Origin of the sequence: Rhodoferax mekongensis (genome assembly GCF_032191775.1) — a bacterium.
Classification (GTDB): Bacteria; Pseudomonadota; Gammaproteobacteria; order Burkholderiales; family Burkholderiaceae_C; genus Allorhodoferax; species Allorhodoferax mekongensis.
Genome location: NZ_CP132507.1, coordinates 1849536 through 1868746, shown reverse-complemented (window position 1 = coordinate 1868746; position 19211 = coordinate 1849536). Strand labels below are relative to the sequence as shown.

The 19211-nt window shown below is 59.3% G+C and carries 18 protein-coding genes; 17 read left to right on the top strand and 1 reads right to left on the bottom strand.

Features of this window, described 5'->3' with window-relative positions:
* The first annotated feature begins 18 nt into the window (after positions 1–18).
* The 17 genes from sdhA to accD all read left to right on the top strand — a co-directional run bounded on the left by sdhA (position 19) and on the right by accD (position 18542).
* A complete protein-coding gene (sdhA, locus tag RAN89_RS09070; protein ID WP_313869255.1) occupies positions 19–1809 on the top strand; it encodes a succinate dehydrogenase flavoprotein subunit in 1791 nt (596 codons plus the stop codon).
* Positions 1810–1836: 27 nt separating this feature from the next.
* Complete coding sequence (locus RAN89_RS09065) at positions 1837–2541, top strand: succinate dehydrogenase iron-sulfur subunit (RefSeq protein WP_313869254.1); 705 nt, start codon at positions 1837–1839, stop codon at positions 2539–2541.
* Between the two features lie 21 nt (positions 2542–2562).
* Positions 2563–2841 carry an FAD assembly factor SdhE gene (locus RAN89_RS09060; protein WP_087496897.1) on the top strand — a complete coding sequence of 93 codons (279 nt, stop codon included), beginning with the start codon at positions 2563–2565 and terminating at the stop codon, positions 2839–2841.
* A 10-nt stretch (positions 2842–2851) separates the two neighbouring features.
* Positions 2852–4162, top strand: a complete 1311-nt coding sequence (locus tag RAN89_RS09055; protein ID WP_087496896.1) for a citrate synthase — start codon at positions 2852–2854, stop codon at positions 4160–4162.
* A gap of 256 nt (positions 4163–4418) precedes the next feature.
* The gene (locus tag RAN89_RS09050) at positions 4419–5333 is read left to right on the top strand and encodes a LysR family transcriptional regulator (protein WP_313869253.1); all 915 of its coding nucleotides are present in this window, start codon (positions 4419–4421) and stop codon (positions 5331–5333) included.
* An 11-nt stretch (positions 5334–5344) separates the two neighbouring features.
* The gene (gene leuC, locus RAN89_RS09045; RefSeq protein ID WP_313869252.1) at positions 5345–6793 is read left to right on the top strand and encodes a 3-isopropylmalate dehydratase large subunit; all 1449 of its coding nucleotides are present in this window, start codon (positions 5345–5347) and stop codon (positions 6791–6793) included.
* Positions 6794–6812: 19 nt separating this feature from the next.
* Entirely contained in the window at positions 6813–6941 is a 129-nt protein-coding gene (locus tag RAN89_RS09040; protein ID WP_313869251.1) for an entericidin A/B family lipoprotein, read from the top strand.
* Positions 6938–7588, top strand: coding sequence for a 3-isopropylmalate dehydratase small subunit (gene leuD / locus RAN89_RS09035; RefSeq protein ID WP_313869250.1), 651 nt, complete (start codon positions 6938–6940; stop codon positions 7586–7588). The genes RAN89_RS09040 and leuD overlap by 4 nt, the downstream gene beginning before the upstream one ends.
* Positions 7589–7622: 34 nt before the next feature.
* Complete coding sequence (gene leuB, locus RAN89_RS09030) at positions 7623–8693, top strand: 3-isopropylmalate dehydrogenase (RefSeq protein WP_313869249.1); 1071 nt, start codon at positions 7623–7625, stop codon at positions 8691–8693.
* Positions 8694–8991: 298 nt separating this feature from the next.
* Positions 8992–10122: an aspartate-semialdehyde dehydrogenase gene (gene asd, locus RAN89_RS09025; RefSeq protein ID WP_313869248.1), complete on the top strand. Its 1131-nt coding sequence runs from the start codon at positions 8992–8994 to the stop codon at positions 10120–10122.
* Positions 10123–10327: 205 nt separating this feature from the next.
* The gene (locus RAN89_RS09020; RefSeq protein ID WP_313869247.1) at positions 10328–12940 is read left to right on the top strand and encodes a motility hub landmark protein FimV; all 2613 of its coding nucleotides are present in this window, start codon (positions 10328–10330) and stop codon (positions 12938–12940) included.
* Between the two features lie 36 nt (positions 12941–12976).
* On the top strand, positions 12977–13759 hold the full coding sequence (gene truA, locus RAN89_RS09015) for a tRNA pseudouridine(38-40) synthase TruA (RefSeq protein ID WP_313869246.1): 783 nt from the start codon (positions 12977–12979) through the stop codon (positions 13757–13759).
* Positions 13756–14484: a phosphoribosylanthranilate isomerase gene (locus tag RAN89_RS09010; protein WP_313869245.1), complete on the top strand. Its 729-nt coding sequence runs from the start codon at positions 13756–13758 to the stop codon at positions 14482–14484. The genes truA and RAN89_RS09010 overlap by 4 nt, the downstream gene beginning before the upstream one ends.
* Before the next feature lie 5 nt (positions 14485–14489).
* The gene (gene trpB / locus RAN89_RS09005) at positions 14490–15788 is read left to right on the top strand and encodes a tryptophan synthase subunit beta (protein ID WP_313869244.1); all 1299 of its coding nucleotides are present in this window, start codon (positions 14490–14492) and stop codon (positions 15786–15788) included.
* On the top strand, positions 15785–16603 hold the full coding sequence (trpA, locus tag RAN89_RS09000) for a tryptophan synthase subunit alpha (RefSeq protein WP_313869243.1): 819 nt from the start codon (positions 15785–15787) through the stop codon (positions 16601–16603). The genes trpB and trpA overlap by 4 nt, the downstream gene beginning before the upstream one ends.
* A 6-nt stretch (positions 16604–16609) precedes the next feature.
* Entirely contained in the window at positions 16610–17200 is a 591-nt protein-coding gene (locus RAN89_RS08995) for a hypothetical protein (protein WP_313869242.1), read from the top strand.
* Between the two features lie 469 nt (positions 17201–17669).
* Complete coding sequence (accD, locus tag RAN89_RS08990; RefSeq protein ID WP_313869241.1) at positions 17670–18542, top strand: acetyl-CoA carboxylase, carboxyltransferase subunit beta; 873 nt, start codon at positions 17670–17672, stop codon at positions 18540–18542.
* 47 nt (positions 18543–18589) lie between these two features.
* Here accD and RAN89_RS08985 read toward each other — a convergent pair whose 3' ends face one another.
* On the bottom strand, positions 18590–19162 hold the full coding sequence (locus RAN89_RS08985) for a YggT family protein (protein WP_313869240.1): 573 nt from the start codon (positions 19160–19162) through the stop codon (positions 18590–18592).
* Positions 19163–19211: the final 49 nt, after the last annotated feature.

The window sequence follows — 19211 nt, the reverse complement described above, 5'->3', positions numbered from 1 at the left end:
TCCAACAGGCACTAATACATGTCTTACTCCGTCTCTAAACGCAAATTCGACGTCGTGATCGTCGGCGCCGGTGGCTCCGGCATGCGCGCTTCCCTGCAGCTGGCACGTGCCGGACTGAATGTGGCCGTTCTGTCCAAAGTGTTCCCCACCCGCTCCCACACCGTGGCAGCACAAGGCGGCATCGGTGCCTCCTTGGGCAACATGAACGACGACAACTGGCACTACCACTTCTATGACACCGTCAAGGGCTCCGACTGGCTCGGCGACCAGGACGCTATCGAGTTCATGTGCCGTGAAGCTCCCAAGGTGGTGTACGACCTGGAGCACATGGGTATGCCTTTCGACCGCAACCCTGACGGCACCATTTACCAGCGCCCCTTCGGCGGCCACACCGCCAACTACGGTGAAAAAGCTGTGGAACGCGCTTGCGCTGCCGCTGACCGTACCGGTCACGCCATGTTGCACACGCTGTACCAGCAGAACGTGGCAGCCAAGACCAGCTTCTTCGTGGAGTGGATGGCACTGGACCTGATCCGTGACGCCGAAGGCGACGTGGTCGGTGTCACCGCCCTGGAAATGGAAACCGGCGATATCCACATTCTGGAAGCCAAGACCACCCTGCTGGCCACCGGTGGCGCAGGTCGTATCTTCGCAGCCTCCACCAACGCCTTCATCAACACCGGTGACGGCCTTGGCATGGCAGCGCGTGCTGGCATACCGTTGGAAGACATGGAGTTCTGGCAGTTCCACCCCACCGGCGTGGCTGGTGCCGGCGTGTTGCTGACCGAAGGTTGCCGCGGCGAAGGCGCTATTCTGCTCAACAGCAACGGCGAACGTTTCATGGAGCGCTATGCGCCTACCCTCAAAGACTTGGCTCCGCGTGACTTCGTGTCCCGCTCCATGGACCAGGAAATCAAGGAAGGCCGTGGCTGCGGTCCGAACAAGGACTATGTGCTCTTGAAGCTGGACCACTTGGGTGCAGAAACCATCCACAAGCGCCTGCCATCGGTGTATGAAATCGGCGTGAACTTCGCCAACGTGGACATCACCAAAGAACCTATCCCCGTGGTGCCCACCATCCACTACCAGATGGGTGGTATTCCCACCAACGTCAATGGCCAGGTGGTGGTGCAAAACGGCGACGTGCACAACCAGGTGGTCAACGGTTTGTACGCCGTAGGCGAATGCTCCTGCGTATCCGTGCACGGCGCCAACCGCCTGGGCACCAACTCCCTGCTGGACCTGCTGGTGTTCGGTCGTGCAGCAGGCAACCACATCGTCAACTACATCAAAGGCAGCAAGGAGCACAAGCCTCTGCCCAAGGACGCTGCAGACCGCACGTTGGAACGCGTTTCCCGCTTGGACAAGGCCACCAGCGGTGAGTACGCCCAGGACGTTGCTAACGACCTGCGCGCTTCCATGCAGCAACACGCTGGCGTGTTCCGTACCCAGAAGAGCATGGACGAAGGCGTGGTCAAGATTGCCGAGCTGCGCGAGCGTGTCAAGGCGCTCAACCTCAAGGACAAGTCCAAGGTTTTCAACACTGCACGCATCGAAGCGCTGGAAGTCGAAAATCTGATCGAAGCCGCACAGGCCACCATCGTGTCGGCAGCGGCCCGTCACGAGAGCCGTGGTGCCCACACGGTGGACGACTACGGCGACACGCCTGAACACCCCAATGGCCGTAACGACCAAGACTGGCACAAACACACCCTGTGGTACAGCGAGGGCAACCGCCTGAGCTACAAGCCCGTGCAGATGAAGCCTTTGACCGTGGACTCCGTGCCACTCAAAGTCCGTACTTTCTAAGCGTAGACCCTTCGCGAGAACCTGAACATGACCAAACGTACTTTCTCCATCTACCGCTACGATCCCGACAAGGATGCCAAGCCCTACATGCAGGACATCGAGGTAGAACTCGACGGTTCCGAGCGCATGCTGCTGGACGCCTTGATGAAGCTCAAAGCCATCGATCCTTCCATCTCCTTCCGCCGCTCCTGCCGCGAAGGTGTCTGCGGATCGGATGCCATGAACATCAACGGCAAGAACGGTCTGGCCTGCCTGACCAACATGCGCACCCTGCCCGGCAAGATTGTCCTCAAGCCTCTGCCCGGTCTGCCCGTGATCCGCGATCTGATCGTGGATATGACCCAGTTCTTCAAGCAGTACAACTCGATCAAGCCTTACCTGATCAACGACACCGTGCCGCCTGAGAAAGAGCGTCTGCAGTCCCCCGAAGAGCGTGAAGAACTCAACGGCCTGTATGAGTGCATCTTGTGCGCCAGCTGCTCGACCAGCTGCCCCAGCTTCTGGTGGAACCCCGACAAGTTTGTAGGTCCCGCCGGCTTGCTGCAGGCCTACCGCTTCATTGCGGACAGCCGCGATCAAGCCACCGGTGAGCGTCTGGACAATCTGGAAGACCCCTACCGCCTGTTCCGTTGCCACACCATCATGAACTGCGTCGATGTGTGCCCCAAGGGTCTGAACCCCACCAAGGCCATCGGCAAGATCAAGGAAATGATGGTCCTGCGTGCCGTTTGATACAGACCAAGGTGCACACGCGTGACTGAAGCATTGATTGATGAACGGGGTTTGAGCAAGCTGCAATGGCGTTGCCGGCGCGGCTTGCTGGAAAACGACTTGTTCATCGAGCGCTTCTTCCGCCGGTACAGCGATACGCTGACGGTGCGCCATGCCGATGCCCTGTCGGCGCTGATGGACTTGAGCGACAACGACCTGCTGGACGTCCATCTGGCACGAAAAACGCTGTTGCAGGTGGACGCTGCCCTCGATCGCGCAGACGTCCATGAAGTTTTAAAAATGTTGAGAGAACCTCTCTGAAAGGCGAAAGATGAAACTAGCTGATAACAAAGCCACCCTGTCGTTCAGTAACGGCAGCCCCAGTGTGGAAATGCCCGTGTACCAGGGCAACATCGGACCGGATGTGATCGACATCCGCAAGCTTTACGCCCAGACCGGCATGTTCACCTATGACCCCGGTTTTCTCTCAACCGCTTCCTGCCAGTCCGGCATCACTTACATCGACGGCGACAAGGGTGAACTGCTGTACCGCGGCTACCCCATCGAACAGTTGGCCACCAACGTCGACTACCTCGACACCTGCCACCTGTTGCTGAAGGGTGAATTGCCCAACAAAACCGAACAAGTGGCGTTCCACAAACTCGTGACCAACCACACCATGGTCAACGAGCAGATGCAGTTCTTCCTGCGTGGCTTCCGCCGCGACGCGCACCCTATGGCCGTATTGACCGGCTTGGTGGGCGCACTGTCTGCGTTCTACCACGACAGCACCGACATCAATAACCCCGAGCACCGCGAAATCGCCGCGATCCGCCTAATCGCCAAGATGCCTACGCTCGTGGCCATGGCCTACAAGTACGGCGTGGGCCAGCCTTTCATGTACCCGCAGAACGACCTGAGCTACTCCGGCAACTTCCTGCGCATGATGTTCGGCACTCCTTGCGAAGAGTACAAGGTCAACCCCGTGATCGAACGTGCGATGGACCGCATCTTCATCCTGCATGCTGACCACGAGCAAAACGCGTCTACCTCCACCGTGCGTCTGTGCGGTTCCTCCGGCACCAACCCGTTTGCAGCCATTGCCGCCGGTGTGGCTTGCTTGTGGGGCCCTGCCCACGGTGGCGCCAACGAAGCCTGCCTGAACATGCTGGAAGACATCCAGCGCCAAGGCGGCGTGTCCAAGGTCGGCCAGTTCATGGAACAGGTCAAGGACAAGAACTCCGGTGTCAAGCTCATGGGCTTCGGTCACCGCGTGTACAAGAACTACGACCCCCGCGCCAAGCTCATGCAGGAAACCTGCAACGAAGTGCTGGAAGCCTTGGGTCTGGAAAACGACCCCTTGTTCAAGCTGGCCAAGCAGCTGGAAAAGATTGCCCTGGAAGACGACTACTTTGTCCAACGCAAGCTGTACCCCAACGTGGACTTCTATTCCGGCATCGTGCAGCGCGCCATCGGCATCCCTGTGAACCTGTTCACCGGTATCTTCGCTTTGGCCCGTACCGTCGGCTGGATTGCCCAGTTGAACGAAATGATCGGCGACCCTGAGTACAAGATCGGCCGCCCACGCCAGTTGTTCACCGGCTCCGTCAAGCGCGACGTCAAGCCACTGGACCAGCGTTAAGCCCTCCCTGGCCTACCCTGAAAACCCCGCCGCCTGCAAAGGCCGCGGGGTTTTTTGTATCCAATCCGGCTCTAGTGCACATGGACTCTGCGCAAGTAGCTACTGTTTTCATAGCAATTTACAGCCCATCGACTGCTGCATGTCGAGAAAAAGCCTTTCACAGTCAAGATCTATGGCATCTCGAAATGCGATGACTAATCCCGTAGCAAGTGGGAAAATACCGACTTCACATCGCTGATCACGATGCCGTCTCTAAATGCCGCACATTGACCGCCCCCTCACCCGCCGGATGGACCTGACATCGCTACAGATGTTTGTGGCTGTCTGCGAGACAGGTAGCATCGGCAAGGCTGCGGAGCGCGAATTCATTGCCCCCTCAGCACTCAGCAAGCGGCTCAGTGATCTGGAGCTGGCGCTAGGCAGCCAGCTGCTACAACGCCATTCACGCGGTGTGCACCCTACCCCAGCGGGGCAAAGCCTGTTGCACCACGCCCGCAGCGTGTTCTTCAGCCTCGACCGTATGCACACTGAGCTCACGGAATATGCCGACGGCGCCAAAGGCCAGGTGCGGGTACACGCCAGCATCTCGGCCACGGTGCAGTTTCTACCGGAAGACTTGGGCGCCTTCATCCGTGCCCACCAAGGCATCAAGATTGATCTGGAAGAGCACCTGAGTACCGAAGTCATTCGTGCCGTTGAGGAAGGTGCCGCCGATTTTGGTGTCTGCAATACGGCGGACGGCGTGGGCGAATTGCAGACCCTGCCCTACCGGCAGGACCAACTGGTGCTTATTGTTCCCCGCACCCATGCGCTCGCCCGCGAGCCCTCAGTCGCGTTCGCGGACACCTTGGCGCTGGATCATGTGGGCCTGCACTCCAACAGCTCCATCTATGTCGCCATGCGCCAGGCGGCCACAGCGCTGGGCCAGAGCATCAAACTGCGCATCCAGGTCACCGGGCTCGATGCCATGTGCCGCATGATTCACAACGGCCTGGGCGTGGGCGTCATGCCCCTGCGCGCATTCACCCTGATGCACAACGCAGGTGAACTGGCCGCAGTTCCCCTCACCGACCCCTGGGCCCACCGCCGCATTGAGCTGGTGGCCCGCGACTTCTCGACCCTGCCGCGCAGTGCGCGCTTGCTGGTCGACCACCTAAAATCGTCTCTCTAAAGGAAGCAAAAATGGCACGCACGCTCTACGACAAACTCTGGGACGACCACGTCGTCCATACCGAAGACGATGGCACCTCCATCCTCTACATCGACCGCCATCTGGTCCACGAAGTGACCAGCCCCCAGGCGTTTGAAGGGCTGCGTGAAGCGGGCCGCAAGGTCTGGCGCGTGAGTTCCATTGTGGCCACCGCCGACCACAACACGCCGACCACCGGTTGGGAGCTGGGCTACGACGGCATCACCGACCCGACCAGCAAAGAACAGGTCACCACCCTGGACAGCAACATCAAGGAATTCGGCTCAGCCGCTTATTTCCCCTTCCTGTCCAAGCGCCAGGGCATCGTACACGTCATGGGGCCTGAAAACGGCGCCACCCTGCCCGGCATGACCGTGGTGTGCGGCGACTCCCATACCTCCACGCACGGTGCTTTTGGAGCCTTGGCCCATGGCATCGGTACCAGTGAGGTCGAGCACGTGATGGCCACGCAAACCCTCTTGGCCAAAAAGGCGAAGAACATGCTGATCAAGGTCGAAGGTAACGTTGCTCCCGGCATCACCGGCAAGGACATTGTGCTGGCCATCATCGGCAAAATCGGCACCGCAGGCGGCACCGGCTACACCATCGAATTCGGCGGCTCCGCCATCCGTGCGTTGAGTATGGAAGGCCGCATGACGGTGTGCAACATGGCCATTGAAGCCGGCGCCCGCGCTGGATTGGTCGCCGTGGATGAGAAAACCATCGACTACATCAAGGGCCGCCCCTTGGCCCCCGGCGCCAACGCCGCCACACCTGAAGCTGCCGCAGTGGAGTGGGAACAGGCTGTCGCCTTCTGGAAGACCCTGCACTCGGACCCCGGTGCGCATTTCGACACCGTGGTGGAGCTGGACGCTACCCAGATCGTGCCGCAAGTCACCTGGGGTACCTCGCCCGAAATGGTGCTGGGCGTGGACGCTTCTGTTCCGGACCCCGACAAGGAAAAAGACGCCAACAAGCGTGGCGCCATCGAGCGGGCACTCACCTACATGGGCTTGGAGCCCGGCAAGGCCTTGAACGATTTGTTCGTGGACAAAGTGTTCATCGGTTCCTGCACCAATAGCCGCATCGAAGACATGCGTGAAGCCGCTGCCGTGGTGAAAAAGCTCGGCCAGAGAGTGGCCAAGAACATCAAGCTGGCCATGGTCGTGCCCGGCTCCGGCCTGGTCAAAGAACAGGCCGAGCGCGAAGGCCTGCATGAGATCTTCAAGGCTGCCGGCTTCGAGTGGCGCGAACCGGGCTGCTCCATGTGCCTGGCCATGAACGCCGACCGCCTGGAGCCGGGCGAGCGCTGCGCCTCCACCAGCAACCGCAACTTCGAAGGCCGCCAGGGCGCCGGTGGCCGCACCCACTTGGTGAGCCCCGCTATGGCGGCTGCCGCAGCCATCCATGGTCATTTTGTTGATATCCGCAAGTTCGCCTGAACCCTTGAAAGGACTGAATATGAAAACCGCACTTATCGCCGCATGCGCCACTGCCCTGCTGTTGCTGTCTGGATGCAACACCGTCAAAGGCATGGGCCAGGACATTCAAAAGGCCGGCGAGAAAATTGAAGGCGCTGCCAAGAAATGAAAAAATTTACCGTTCACCAAGGGCTGGTTGCGCCCATGGACCGCGAAAACGTGGATACCGACGCGATCATCCCCAAGCAGTTTCTCAAATCTATCCGTAAAACCGGCTTCGGTCAGAACCTGTTTGACGAGTGGCGCTACCTGGATGCGGGCTACCCCGGCCAGGACCCCGCCAGCCGCAAGCCCAACCCTGACTTTGTGCTGAACCAACCCCGCTATGCCGGCGCATCCATCCTGTTGGCGCGCAAAAACTTCGGCTGCGGCTCCAGCCGCGAGCATGCGCCCTGGGCGATTGACCAATATGGCTTTCGCGCCATCATCGCGCCCAGCTACGCCGACATCTTCTTCAACAACTGCTTCAAGAACGGCCTGCTGCCGATCCAGCTGAGCGAAGCCCAAGTAGACCAGTTGTTCAACGAAGCACTAGCCTTCCCCGGCTACCAGCTCACCATTGATCTGGAGCGCCAAGTCATTGTCAAGCCACAGGGTGAAGAAATCCAATTCGACGTACAGGCCTTCCGCAAGTACTGCTTGCTCAACGGCTTTGACGACATCGGCCTGACCCTGCGTCATGCCGACAAGATCAAGGCGTTCGAAGCCCAACGTTTGGCTACAAAACCCTGGCTGGCGCAGACCATGTCTGCGTGAGCAGCTATCAAATTCATAGTATTCAAAGGACATCATGAAAATTGCAGTCTTGCCGGGTGACGGCATCGGCACCGAAATCGTGGCGGAAGCCGTGAAGGTTTTGAACGCACTGGACCTGAAGCTGGAAATGGATACCGCACTCGTGGGCGGTTGCGCCTATGAGGCCCATGGCCACCCCCTGCCTGAAGCCACCCTCAAACTGGCCAAAGAAGCCGACGCTGTGTTGTTCGGCGCCGTGGGCGACTGGAAGTACGACAAGCTGGAGCGCCAGTTCCGCCCCGAGCAGGCCATCCTGGGTTTGCGCAAAAATTTGGGTCTTTTTGCCAACTTCCGCCCGGCCATTTGCTACGAGCAGCTGGTGGGCGCCTCCAGCCTCAAGCCCGAGCTGATTGCGGGCCTGGACATCCTCATCATCCGCGAACTGACGGGTGACATCTACTTCGGACAGCCCCGCGGCCGCCGCATTGCGACTGATGGCCACTTCCCCGGAGCGGAAGAAGCGTTCGACACCATGCGCTACAGCCGCCCCGAAATCGAGCGCATTGCGCACGTCGCGTTCCAAGCCGCCCAAAAGCGCAACAAGCGCGTCACCAGCGTCGACAAGAACAACGTGCTGGAAACCTCGCAGCTCTGGAAAGACGTGATGGTGGAAGTGGGCCAGCAATACCCCGACGTGGAGCTGGACCACATGCTGGTGGACAACGCCGCCATGCAGCTGGTGAAGGCGCCCAAGAAGTTTGACGTGCTGGTCACCGGTAACATGTTCGGCGACATCCTGTCCGACGAAGCCTCTATGCTGACCGGCTCCATCGGCATGCTGCCTTCTGCCAGCCTGAATAGCAGCAACCAGGGCCTGTATGAACCCAGCCATGGCAGCGCACCGGACATCGCAGGCAAAGGCATCGCCAACCCGCTGGCCACTATCCTGAGCGCCGCGATGATGCTGCGCTTCAGCCTGAACCAAGAAGCTGCCGCACAGCGCATTGAAGCCGCCGTGAAGAAGGTGCTTGAGCAAGGTTTCCGCACAGCCGACATTTACAGCGAAGGCACTACCAAGGTCAGCACCAAAGAGATGGGCGACGCAGTCCTCAAGGCACTGGCCTAAACACCGCGATGCGAGGGTCTGTTGCGCAACAGGCCTTCGCCAAGCAAAATCAATTCAGTCCGCGCGGAGCAAAAAATTCTTGTTTTGCGCTACAATAATCCCATGTTTGCCGCACGCCCCTTCTCTTTAAGCTTGTTGACTGCCTCCAAGGCAGCCAAGGCCGCGCGCGCAATCATTTCCAAAACCACGACCATTAAGGGCTGATCCAGCTCCGGTATCGTCGTGCGCCCCCGGCCAGACGAGCCGGAGCAAACAGCCCAGGTCGGGCATCGTTTGTTTACATTGAAAGGGCGTTGATATGAGCAAGTTGGTAGGTTTGGTCGGCTGGCGCGGCATGGTCGGCTCGGTATTGATGGATCGCATGGCGCAGGAAAAAGACTTCGATCTGATCGAACCGCTTTTCTTCTCCACCAGCAATGCAGGCGGCAAGGCTCCGGCTGAGGCCAAGAACGAAACCACGCTGCAAGACGCCTACAACATCGACGCCCTCAAGCGCTGCGACATCATCATCACTGCCCAAGGCGGCGACTACACCACTGAAGTATTCCCCAAGCTGCGCGCAGCGGGCTGGAACGGTCACTGGATCGACGCAGCTTCCACACTGCGCATGGAGAAAGATGCTGTCATCATCCTGGACCCGGTCAACATGCCCGTCATCAAGGACGCGCTGGCCAAGGGCGGCAAGAACTGGGTGGGCGGCAACTGCACCGTGAGCTGCATGCTGATGGGCGTGGGCGCACTCTACAAGGCCGGCTTGGTCGAGTGGATGAGCACCCAGACTTACCAGGCAGCATCCGGCGGCGGCGCACAACACATGCGCGAACTGCTGACCCAGTACGGCACGTTGAACGCCGAAGTCAAAGCCCTGCTCGACGACCCCAAGAGTGCGATTCTGGAAATCGACCGCAAAGTCATCGCCAAGCAGCGCGCACTGACCGGCGCAGAGACTGCCAACTTCGGCGTGCCACTGGGTGGTTCGCTGATCCCCTGGATCGACAAAGACCTTGGCAATGGCCAATCCAAGGAAGAGTGGAAAGGCATGGCAGAAACCAACAAGATTCTGGGCATGGGCGAGGGCTTCGGTAGTTCCGCCATCCCCGTAGATGGTTTCTGTGTGCGCGTGGGTGCCATGCGCTGCCACAGCCAGGCCCTGACCTTCAAGCTGAAAAAAGACGTGCCCGTGGCCGACATCGAAGCCATGATCGCTGCAGACAACCAGTGGGTCAAAGTGGTGCCCAACACCCGCGAAGCCACCATCCAGGACCTGACCCCCGTGGCCGTGACCGGCACCATGACCATCCCCGTGGGCCGTATCCGCAAATTGGCCATGGGACCCGAGTATGTGGGTGCATTCACCATCGGTGATCAGCTGCTGTGGGGGGCAGCCGAGCCTTTGCGCCGCATGCTGCGCATCCTGCTCGACGCGTAACAGAGAGTTACACGTCGTTGCCCCTAGGCAACAAGCGCGAGGGCGACAATAGGCAATCGGACAAGCTTTGAAAGTTAAGCGCTTTCTTAGCTTGTCTCCGTAAGACATTGATGTTATGGTACTTTTTACGTTTCAAGTATCGGGCCTGTTTGCCTGAAAACCGACAAGTACATTGCCGCTCGCCTGAGCACCGGAGGCCTAAAAATTGATCGCAAAGACACATCGTTGGCAAAGGACCGCCATCGCGGCTGCAGCCATTGCGCTACTCGGCTTGTCCGGAACCGGGGCCAATGCGCTTTCGCTGGGCCGATTGACCGTCCAGTCGGCGTTGGGCGAACCGCTGCGGGCAGAAGTTGATGTTCCAGACATCACTGCAGAGGAAGCCGCATCCCTCAAAGCGGCCGTCGCTCAACCGGACGCATTTACCGCGGCCGGATTGGAGTACAACGCCGCACTCACCACCTTGCAGGCCAGCCTGCAGCGCCGACCAGACGGTCGCTCCTATCTCCGATTGAGCAGTGACCGTACCGTCAATGACCCCTTCGTAGACCTGATTCTGGAAGCCACTTGGGCGTCGGGTCGGATCGTGCGGGATTACACGATCCTCCTGGACCCTCCCAGCCTCAAAAAGTCAGCTCCTGTACCAACACTAGCCCAAACGCCTGCGGCAACCAGTGCACCCGCTCCTGTTACCCCCGTAGCATCTCCGGCACCGAAAGTAGCACCGTCTGAATCTGGGCGCCAGGCCGCCCCCGTGCGCCCTGCAGCGCCGTCTGCCGAAGCACCTGCACCCAAGCCCGCCTCTGGCGGTGAGAAGCAAATCACGGTCAAACCGGGTGATACGGCAAGCAAGATTGCCAGCGCCAACAAGCCCGCAGGTGTGTCGCTCGACCAGATGCTGGTCGCCTTGCTGCGCTCCAACCCGGATGCGTTCGTGAACGACAACTTGAACCGGGTCCGCGCCGGCGCGGTTATGACAGTGCCGTCCGCAGAAAGCGCGGCGAGCGTGTCGCCCGCTGAAGCCTCCAAAATCGTTGTTGCCCAGAGCAAGGATTTCAACGATTTCCGTCGGAATCTGGCAGGTAATGCGCCACAAGCAACGGTGGGCGCGGCGGATCGCAAAGCCAGTGGCTCGATTGAAGCCAAGGTGGATGAAAAGAAAGCCGTCTCTCCCACACCGGACAAGCTGACCCTGTCAAAGGGTGCAGTTTCTTCCAAAGCAGACGAAGCCAAAATCGCCAAAGAACGCGAAGCCAAAGATGCCGCCGCGCGCGAAGCCGAGTTGGCAAAGAACAAGAAAGAACTGGAATCACTGAAGGCCGCCGCCAATGCTTTGCCGGCCAAGCCTGCAGCATCCCAACCCCCTGCTGCGGTCACTGTACCCGTTGCAGCGGTACCCGCAGCTTCTGAACCTGCCAAGTCTGTACCTGCAGCCGCCGCTACCCCGGCATCGGCACCTGCGCCAGTTGCCGCCGCCTCTGCCCCTCAAGTAGCAGCCTCTGCGGCACCCGTTGCAAAAGCACCCGCTCCGGCCAAAGCAGCTGTGCCAGCGCCTGCGGTTGAAGAACCTTCGTTGCTGGACACCTTGCTCGAAGACCCCTTGGTTCCCGCGGGCGCTGTCGGGTTGCTTGCGCTACTGGGTGGTTTTGCCGCCTACCGCGTACGTCAGCGCAAGAAGAATGCGTCACAAGTGGACAGTGCCTTTTTGGAAAGCCGCTTGCAACCCGACTCCTTCTTCGGAGCGAGTGGTGGCCAGCGCGTAGACACCAACCAGAACGGTCCCGTCAGCGCGTCCTCCATGGTGTACTCGGCAAGCCAACTAGATGCCGCCGATGACGTAGACCCTGTTGCAGAAGCTGATGTTTACCTTGCCTACGGTCGAGACTTGCAGGCCGAAGAAATCCTCAAGGAAGCTGTCCGATCCAATCCCGGACGTTTGGCTATCCATACCAAGCTGCTTGAAATTTTTGCAAAACGCAGGGATACCCGCAGCTTTGAAAGCACGGCAACCCAAGCCTACAAGCTGACCGGGGCTACCAGTCCCGAGTGGACCCGCATCTGCGAGATGGGCCAGAGCATTGATCCCACTAATCCGCTCTACCAGCCAGGCGGCGCTCCTGCCTCAATGGGTGGTGCGGCCATGGCAGCTGGACCAGTTTCCGGTTTTGGTGGAAGCACCGTGGCGCAATCAGCGCACCCTGAACTGGAACCGGATCTCGGCAATGGCGTTGACCTCGATCTGGACCTTGATTTCTCCCTGGACGATGAACCTGCGGCCAGTGCCATCAGTGACGTCACAGGTGGGACCGTGACCTCAGGCACCGAAGAAACCGTCAAGATGGAGGCTCCTGTTGCCAACAATGCTTTGGACATGGATTTCGATTTGAATGCAGACGAACCCAGCTCACCCACACCGAGCTTTGAGCCTGTCAATCAGATGCCGGAGATTTCCCTGTCTCTGGATGACCTCGAAGTCCCGCTGAACGACGGGAATGCCAATCCACTGCGCTTTGAAGCCACAGGCCCTGCCCCTGTGGAACCTGCGCCCGCTGCAACTGCCAACCAACTCGCCGATACAGGCCTGATGGAATTCGACCTCAGCTCTTTGTCCATGGAGCTCGACAGCCCTGCCGAATCCCCAGCCTCTGCGCCTGACAGCCTCAGTGAAGACCCCCTGGGAACCAAGCTGGCACTCGCCGAAGAATTCATCTCCATTGGAGACGAAGATGGTGCACGTGCCCTGATCGAAGAAGTGATGTCGGAAGCCACGGGTGACATGCGGGCCAAAGCACAAAAAGCTCTGGCGCAACTGAGCTAAGCGATTTATGCGGCGAACGATGATGACTGAGGGCCTGTGCGCGTAGTTTTAGGCGTCACGTACAACGGCCAGGGATACCAGGGTTGGCAAAGCCAATCCTCCGGTCAGACGATTCAAGACAAACTGGAAGCCGCGCTGGGCAAATTCACTGCCCAGCGCGTTTCCACTTTGTGCGCCGGCCGCACTGATGCAGGAGTGCACGGACTGATGCAGGTGGTGCACTTCGACACGGATATAGACCGCGACACCTACTCCTGGATCCGAGGCACCAACGCCAACCTGCCCAAAGATATTTCGGTTCAGTGGGCGGTAAAAACCACTTCGGAATTTCATTGCAGGGCCTCAGCCCTTTCGCGGCGGTATGCCTACGTGTTGTTGGAGTCCCCCATACGTCCCAGCGTTGAATCAGGTCGGGTTGGCTGGACTTTCAATAATCTGGACGAAAGATCCATGCGTAAGGCGGCCGACTACCTGATCGGCGAGCACGACTTCACTTCCTTTCGAGCCGCCCAATGCCAAGCACTAAGTCCGGTCAAACATGTGATGCGCATTGACTTCCACAAGCGCGGTGCCTACTGGCGGATCGAGTTTGAGGCCAACGCGTTTCTGCACCACATGATCCGCAACATCATGGGCTGCCTGGTGCAAATCGGCCAAGGTAAAAAACCACCGGAGTGGATGGCGGAAGTGCTGGCCGCCCGCAGCCGCAAGGTGGCGGCACCGACCTTCTCGCCGGATGGTTTGTACTTTCTGGGCCCCCGCTATGACCCCCAATGGGGCATGCCGGAGCGCACGCCTGCGTATGATGCGTTGCCATGAACGCAAGCACCACGCACACCGACACCTACACCCGTACCCGAATCAAAATCTGCGGTCTGACCCGCGAGCAGGATGTTGACGCAGCCGTCGCGGCCGGCGCAGATGCCATCGGTTTTGTTCTTTACGCCAAGAGCCCCCGAGCCGTCACTGCCGCGCGCGCCGCCGACCTAGCCAAACGGCTACCGCCTTTCGTGACGCCTGTTTTGTTGTTTGTGAACGCGAGCGCTACAGAAATAGGAGCTGCTTGCGCAATGGTGGCGGGCGCTACCGTGCAATTTCACGGAGATGAATCCGCCGAGGATTGCCAGTTGGCTACTGGTGATGCTGCCCGCCCTTATCTTCGCGCCGCGCGTATTCCCTTGGGAGAAGACGCACAGGCCTTCGACCTCGTACAATTTGTGCACGATTATTCGAACGCCCAAGCCATTCTGTTAGACGCCCATGTGGACGGCTACGGTGGCGGTGGCAAAACATTCAATTGGTCACTTCTTCCTCCAAGCGTCAACGCTCACCTCGTCTTGAGTGGTGGACTCACCAGTGCAAACGTGGGCGATGGCATCACGTCGGTACGGCCGCGCTGTAAGTCGCTGGCTGTAGACGTGAGCTCCGGCGTCGAAGCCGAAGACGCTCACGGCAAGCCCCTGAAGGGCATCAAAGACCCCGAAAAAATCCGCCAGTTCGTTGCCGCCGTGCGCGCGGCGGACCGGCATCTTGCAGGAATGTAAACACCATGTTCGATTACCAACAACCCGACGCCAAAGGCCACTTCGGCAGATACGGCGGCAGCTTCGTCTCGGAGACATTGACCCACGCCATCAACGAGCTCAAAGACGCGTACGCCAAGTACCAGCACGACCCCGAGTTCCTGGCGGAATTCAAGTCAGAGCTCGCGCACTTCGTCGGCCGCCCTTCCCCCGTGTACCACGCGGCCCGCATGAGCCGTGAAATGGGCGGTGCACAAATTTTCCTGAAGCGCGAAGACCTGAACCACACCGGTGCCCACAAGGTCAACAACACCATCGGCCAGGCCATGCTCGCCAAGCGCATGGGCAAGCCCCGCGTGATTGCCGAAACCGGCGCCGGCCAGCACGGCGTGGCCACCGCCACCATCTGCGCCCGCTATGGTCTGGAATGCGTGGTCTACATGGGCAGCGAAGACGTGAAACGCCAAAGCCCCAACGTCTACCGCATGAAGCTGCTGGGAGCCACCGTGGTGCCCGTGGAAAGCGGCAGCAAGACCCTGAAAGACGCGCTCAACGAAGCCATGCGCGACTGGGTCGCCAATGTGGACAACACCTTCTACATCATCGGCACCGTGGCCGGTCCGCATCCCTATCCCATGATGGTCCGCGACTTCCAGAGCGTGATCGGCAATGAATGTTTGGTGCAAATGCCCGAAATGCTGGCCGCTGCCGGTTGCAAGACCGAGCAACCCGACGCGGTGATTGCCTGCGTAGGCGGTGGGTCCAACGCCATGGGCATCTTCCACCCCTACATCCAACACGACCAAACCCGCCTGATCGGCGTGGAAGCGGCGGGCGAAGGCCTGGAGAGCGGCAAGCACTCCGCGTCCATCCAGAAGGGCAGCCCCGGCGTACTACACGGCAACCGCACTTATGTGCTGCAAGACGACAACGGCCAAGTCACCGAGACCCACAGTGTGAGCGCGGGTCTGGATTACCCTGGCGTGGGCCCTGAGCATGCGTTCCTGGCCGACATCGGCCGCGCGGAATACGTGGGCATCACCGACAAGGAAGCGCTGGACGCCTTCCACTACCTGTGCCGCACCGAAGGCATCATCCCCGCACTGGAATCCAGCCATGCCGTCGCCTACGCCATGAAGCTGGCCAAAACCATGCGCCCTGACCAGAGCATCCTGGTGAACCTGTCTGGCCGTGGCGACAAAGACATCGGCACCGTCGCTGACCTGAGCAATGCCGACTTCTACTGCCGCCCCAGCTGCCGGGGGCAGGCGGTCAAAGGCGGTGAACAGCCCGTGCAGATGTTCAAAGCAGGAGGTGCAGCATGAGCCGTATCGCCGCCACCTTTACGAGCTTGAAAGCCCAAGGCCGCAAGGCGCTCATTCCCTTCGTCACCGCCGGCTACCCCTATGCCGACGTTACGCCCGAGCTGATGCACGCCATGGTGGCGGGCGGTGCGGATGTGATCGAGCTGGGCGTGCCCTTCTCAGACCCCAGCGCCGACGGCCCCGTCATTCAGAAGGCGGGCAACAAGGCTTTGGCTTTTGGCATCGGTATGGTGCAGGTCATCGCCATGGTGCGCGAGTTCCGCAAAGCCAACAGCACCACTCCCGTGGTGCTCATGGGCTATGCCAACCCGGTGGAGCGCTATGACCAGAAGTTCGCCCGAGAAGGTGTCGCCAGCGCCTTTGTGAAAGACGCGTCTGAAGCGGGCGTGGACGGCGTGCTGATCGTGGACTACCCGCCCGAAGAATGCGAGGCCTTTGCTGCCGACTTGCGGGCCCACCACATGGACCTGATTTTCCTCTTGGCGCCTACCAGCACCGACGAGCGTATGCAGCAAGTGGCCCGCGTGGCCAGTGGCTATGTGTACTACGTGTCGCTCAAGGGCGTGACCGGCTCCGGCGCCTTGGACACCAATGCGGTGGAAGCCATGCTGCCCCGCATCCGCCAGCACATCAGCACCCCGGTGGGCGTGGGCTTCGGCATCCGCGATGCGGCGACGGCCAAAACCATCTCCAAGGTGGCGGACGCGGTGGTCATCGGCAGCAAAATCATCCAACTGCTGGAAGACCAGCCGCGTGAGCAGGTGGCCAACACTGCACAAAACTTTCTACGAGAAATTCGGTTAGCGCTGGACTGAATCTGAATGACGATACGTGCCGGCGCAGTGTCCGAAGCCACCCAGCATTCAGGTGAGTGGATCTTCATCGATATTGGTTTCGCCAGCAGTAAGCCAAGTTGCGGCTTGCTCGTAGGGGAAGGTGATCCAGCGGAGATCACCTTCTCACAACTGAAATTGCATCTACAGAAGATTATTTCCTTCGACCAAACTCCTCTCAACCTGGTCATTGAGGCGCCGCTGTCCATCGCATTCAATGCTCTGGGCAATCCAACTGGCCGTTCCATTGAAAAGCGGGGACGTGAAACCCGCTATTGGTATGTTGGCTTGGGGTGCAGTGTCCTCGTCGCTGCCACGTACCTGCTCCGAACCATCCACGACTCTAACCAATCGAGAGATATTCGACTTTTTGAGGGCTTCGCATCATTCAAGCAAGCCTCCACATCACATAGTCAGGACGTTTTGAACTTGCGGGACATTGCGTGGAATCCAGCGACATCCAAGGGTCGGATCGTGGCCCCCACTGACCTTTCTGCGTTGCCAAGTGATAGCCTAACCTCTGCCTTTCTCGTTGCAGGCATGGACTTCGGCATTCCTCCCGTCATCATTGCAGAATGATCGACCACTATGCACTCGAATAGTGAATACTTGCGCCCTTGGAAACTCACAACCTTGGCAATTGGAGTAGGTCTATTGATCGCCGGTTCGTACTACTACCAAGCGCCTGATTGGGACATTCCTATCAGTCTAATCATGGCAATATTGGCCTACTTGACGGCTTCATGGTCTATGCATGTCATGGTGCAACGCCAATGGAGACGCTGGCCGCTGATGCTAGTCGCGACTTGGTTTACTGTAGATGGCTGCTATTGGTTGTATTGGTCATGGAAGAATCCCATCGCTCTCGAATTGATGAGGTCCGCCAACGCACCAGCATCATTGTCGTTGTACTGGATGTGTGGTCTTATCTGGTATCACCAGGGAACTTTTCGGCAATTTCTGCAAAATTTAAGTAGGGTGTCCCGTTAGCGGATAATCGCCCCCTGTCTGTTGGACGCCCCTGTGGGCACTGCACTGGAGAAATCCCATGAGTTGGTTGGAAAAACTGCTACCCCCCAAGATTCAACACACCGACCCTACGGAGCGCCGCAGCGTGCCCGAAGGCCTGTGGATCAAGTGCCCCAGCTGCGAAGCCGTGCTCTACAAAACCGATCTGGAGCAGAACCAGAACGTGTGCCCCGGCTGTGGCCACCACCACCGCATTGGTGCGCGTGCGCGCCTGAATGCTTTTCTGGACAACGAAGGCCGGTTTGAAATCGGCCAAGAAGTCATTCCCGTCGATGCACTCAAGTTCAAAGACAGCCGCAAATACCCAGAGCGTCTGAAAGAGGCACTGGAAAACACCGGCGAGACAGATGCCCTGATCGTCATGGGCGGTGCGGTGCACGGGGTGAGCCTGGTGGCAGCGTGCTTTGAATTTGAATTCATGGGCGGCTCCATGGGCTCCGTGGTCGGCGAACGCTTTGTGCGCGGCGTGGAGACTGCCATTGAGCAAAAAGTACCTTTTGTGTGCTTCACCGCCACGGGTGGCGCCCGCATGCAGGAAGGCTTGTTGAGCCTGATGCAAATGGCCAAGACCAATGCGGCGCTAACCCGCTTGGCCAAAAAGGGCCTTCCCTACATCAGCGTGCTCACCGACCCCACTATGGGCGGCGTAAGCGCGGGTTTTGCCTTCTTGGGTGACATCGTGATTGCCGAACCCAAGGCCCTGATCGGTTTTGCCGGCCCCCGCGTGATCGAGTCCACCGTGCGGGTGACTCTGCCTGAAGGCTTTCAGCGCTCCGAATTCCTGCAAACCAAGGGTGCGATCGACTTCATCTCCGACCGCCGCGAACTTCGCAAGACGATTGCCGAGACTTTGGCGATGTTGCAACGCCAGCCTGCGGACTCGGTGATGTAAGCCCTACCGGCACACCCCAAACAAAGAGGCCCATCGGGCCTCTTTGTTTATCCGGCCACTGCAGAGAGCAGCCCATACTGCACATCGCCCAGCACGATGGTGAATATCTGCAGCACCACCAGCAGCACCAGCGGCGACAAATCCACTCCGCCCACCAAGGGCAACACCTTTCGGATGGGCGCCAGCAAAGGCGTCACCAAACGATCCAGGAGCTCGGACAAAAAGGACTGGGTCTGCACCCAACTCAACACCGCATAGACCAGCACCATGGCTGTCAGGCCGGACAGGCTCAAACGCACCATCCCCAACAGGGCCAGCACGACGATAGACATGGGCGTGACGCCAAAGCCATTCAAGGACCACAGAACAGCGAAGTGGGCCAGCTGAATCAAAAATGCAGCCGTCAGGCTGGCCATGTCCCACCGGCCCAGGGCGGGGATCACCCGGCGCAAGGGCAACACGATCCAGTCCGTCAAGGCAAAAATAAATCGTCCCAAAGGGTTACCCGAGCGGGCCGAAAGGGGAATGCGCTGGTGCTGCATATACAGGCGCAACAGGGCGGTTGTGGTTAACAAACCGGATACGACTTCCAACAACAGGGCAACGATTTTGTAGAGCATGGGCCATCCAAGTGAAGTGCGAGCGCATCATAGCGGCAGGCCGCCCTCT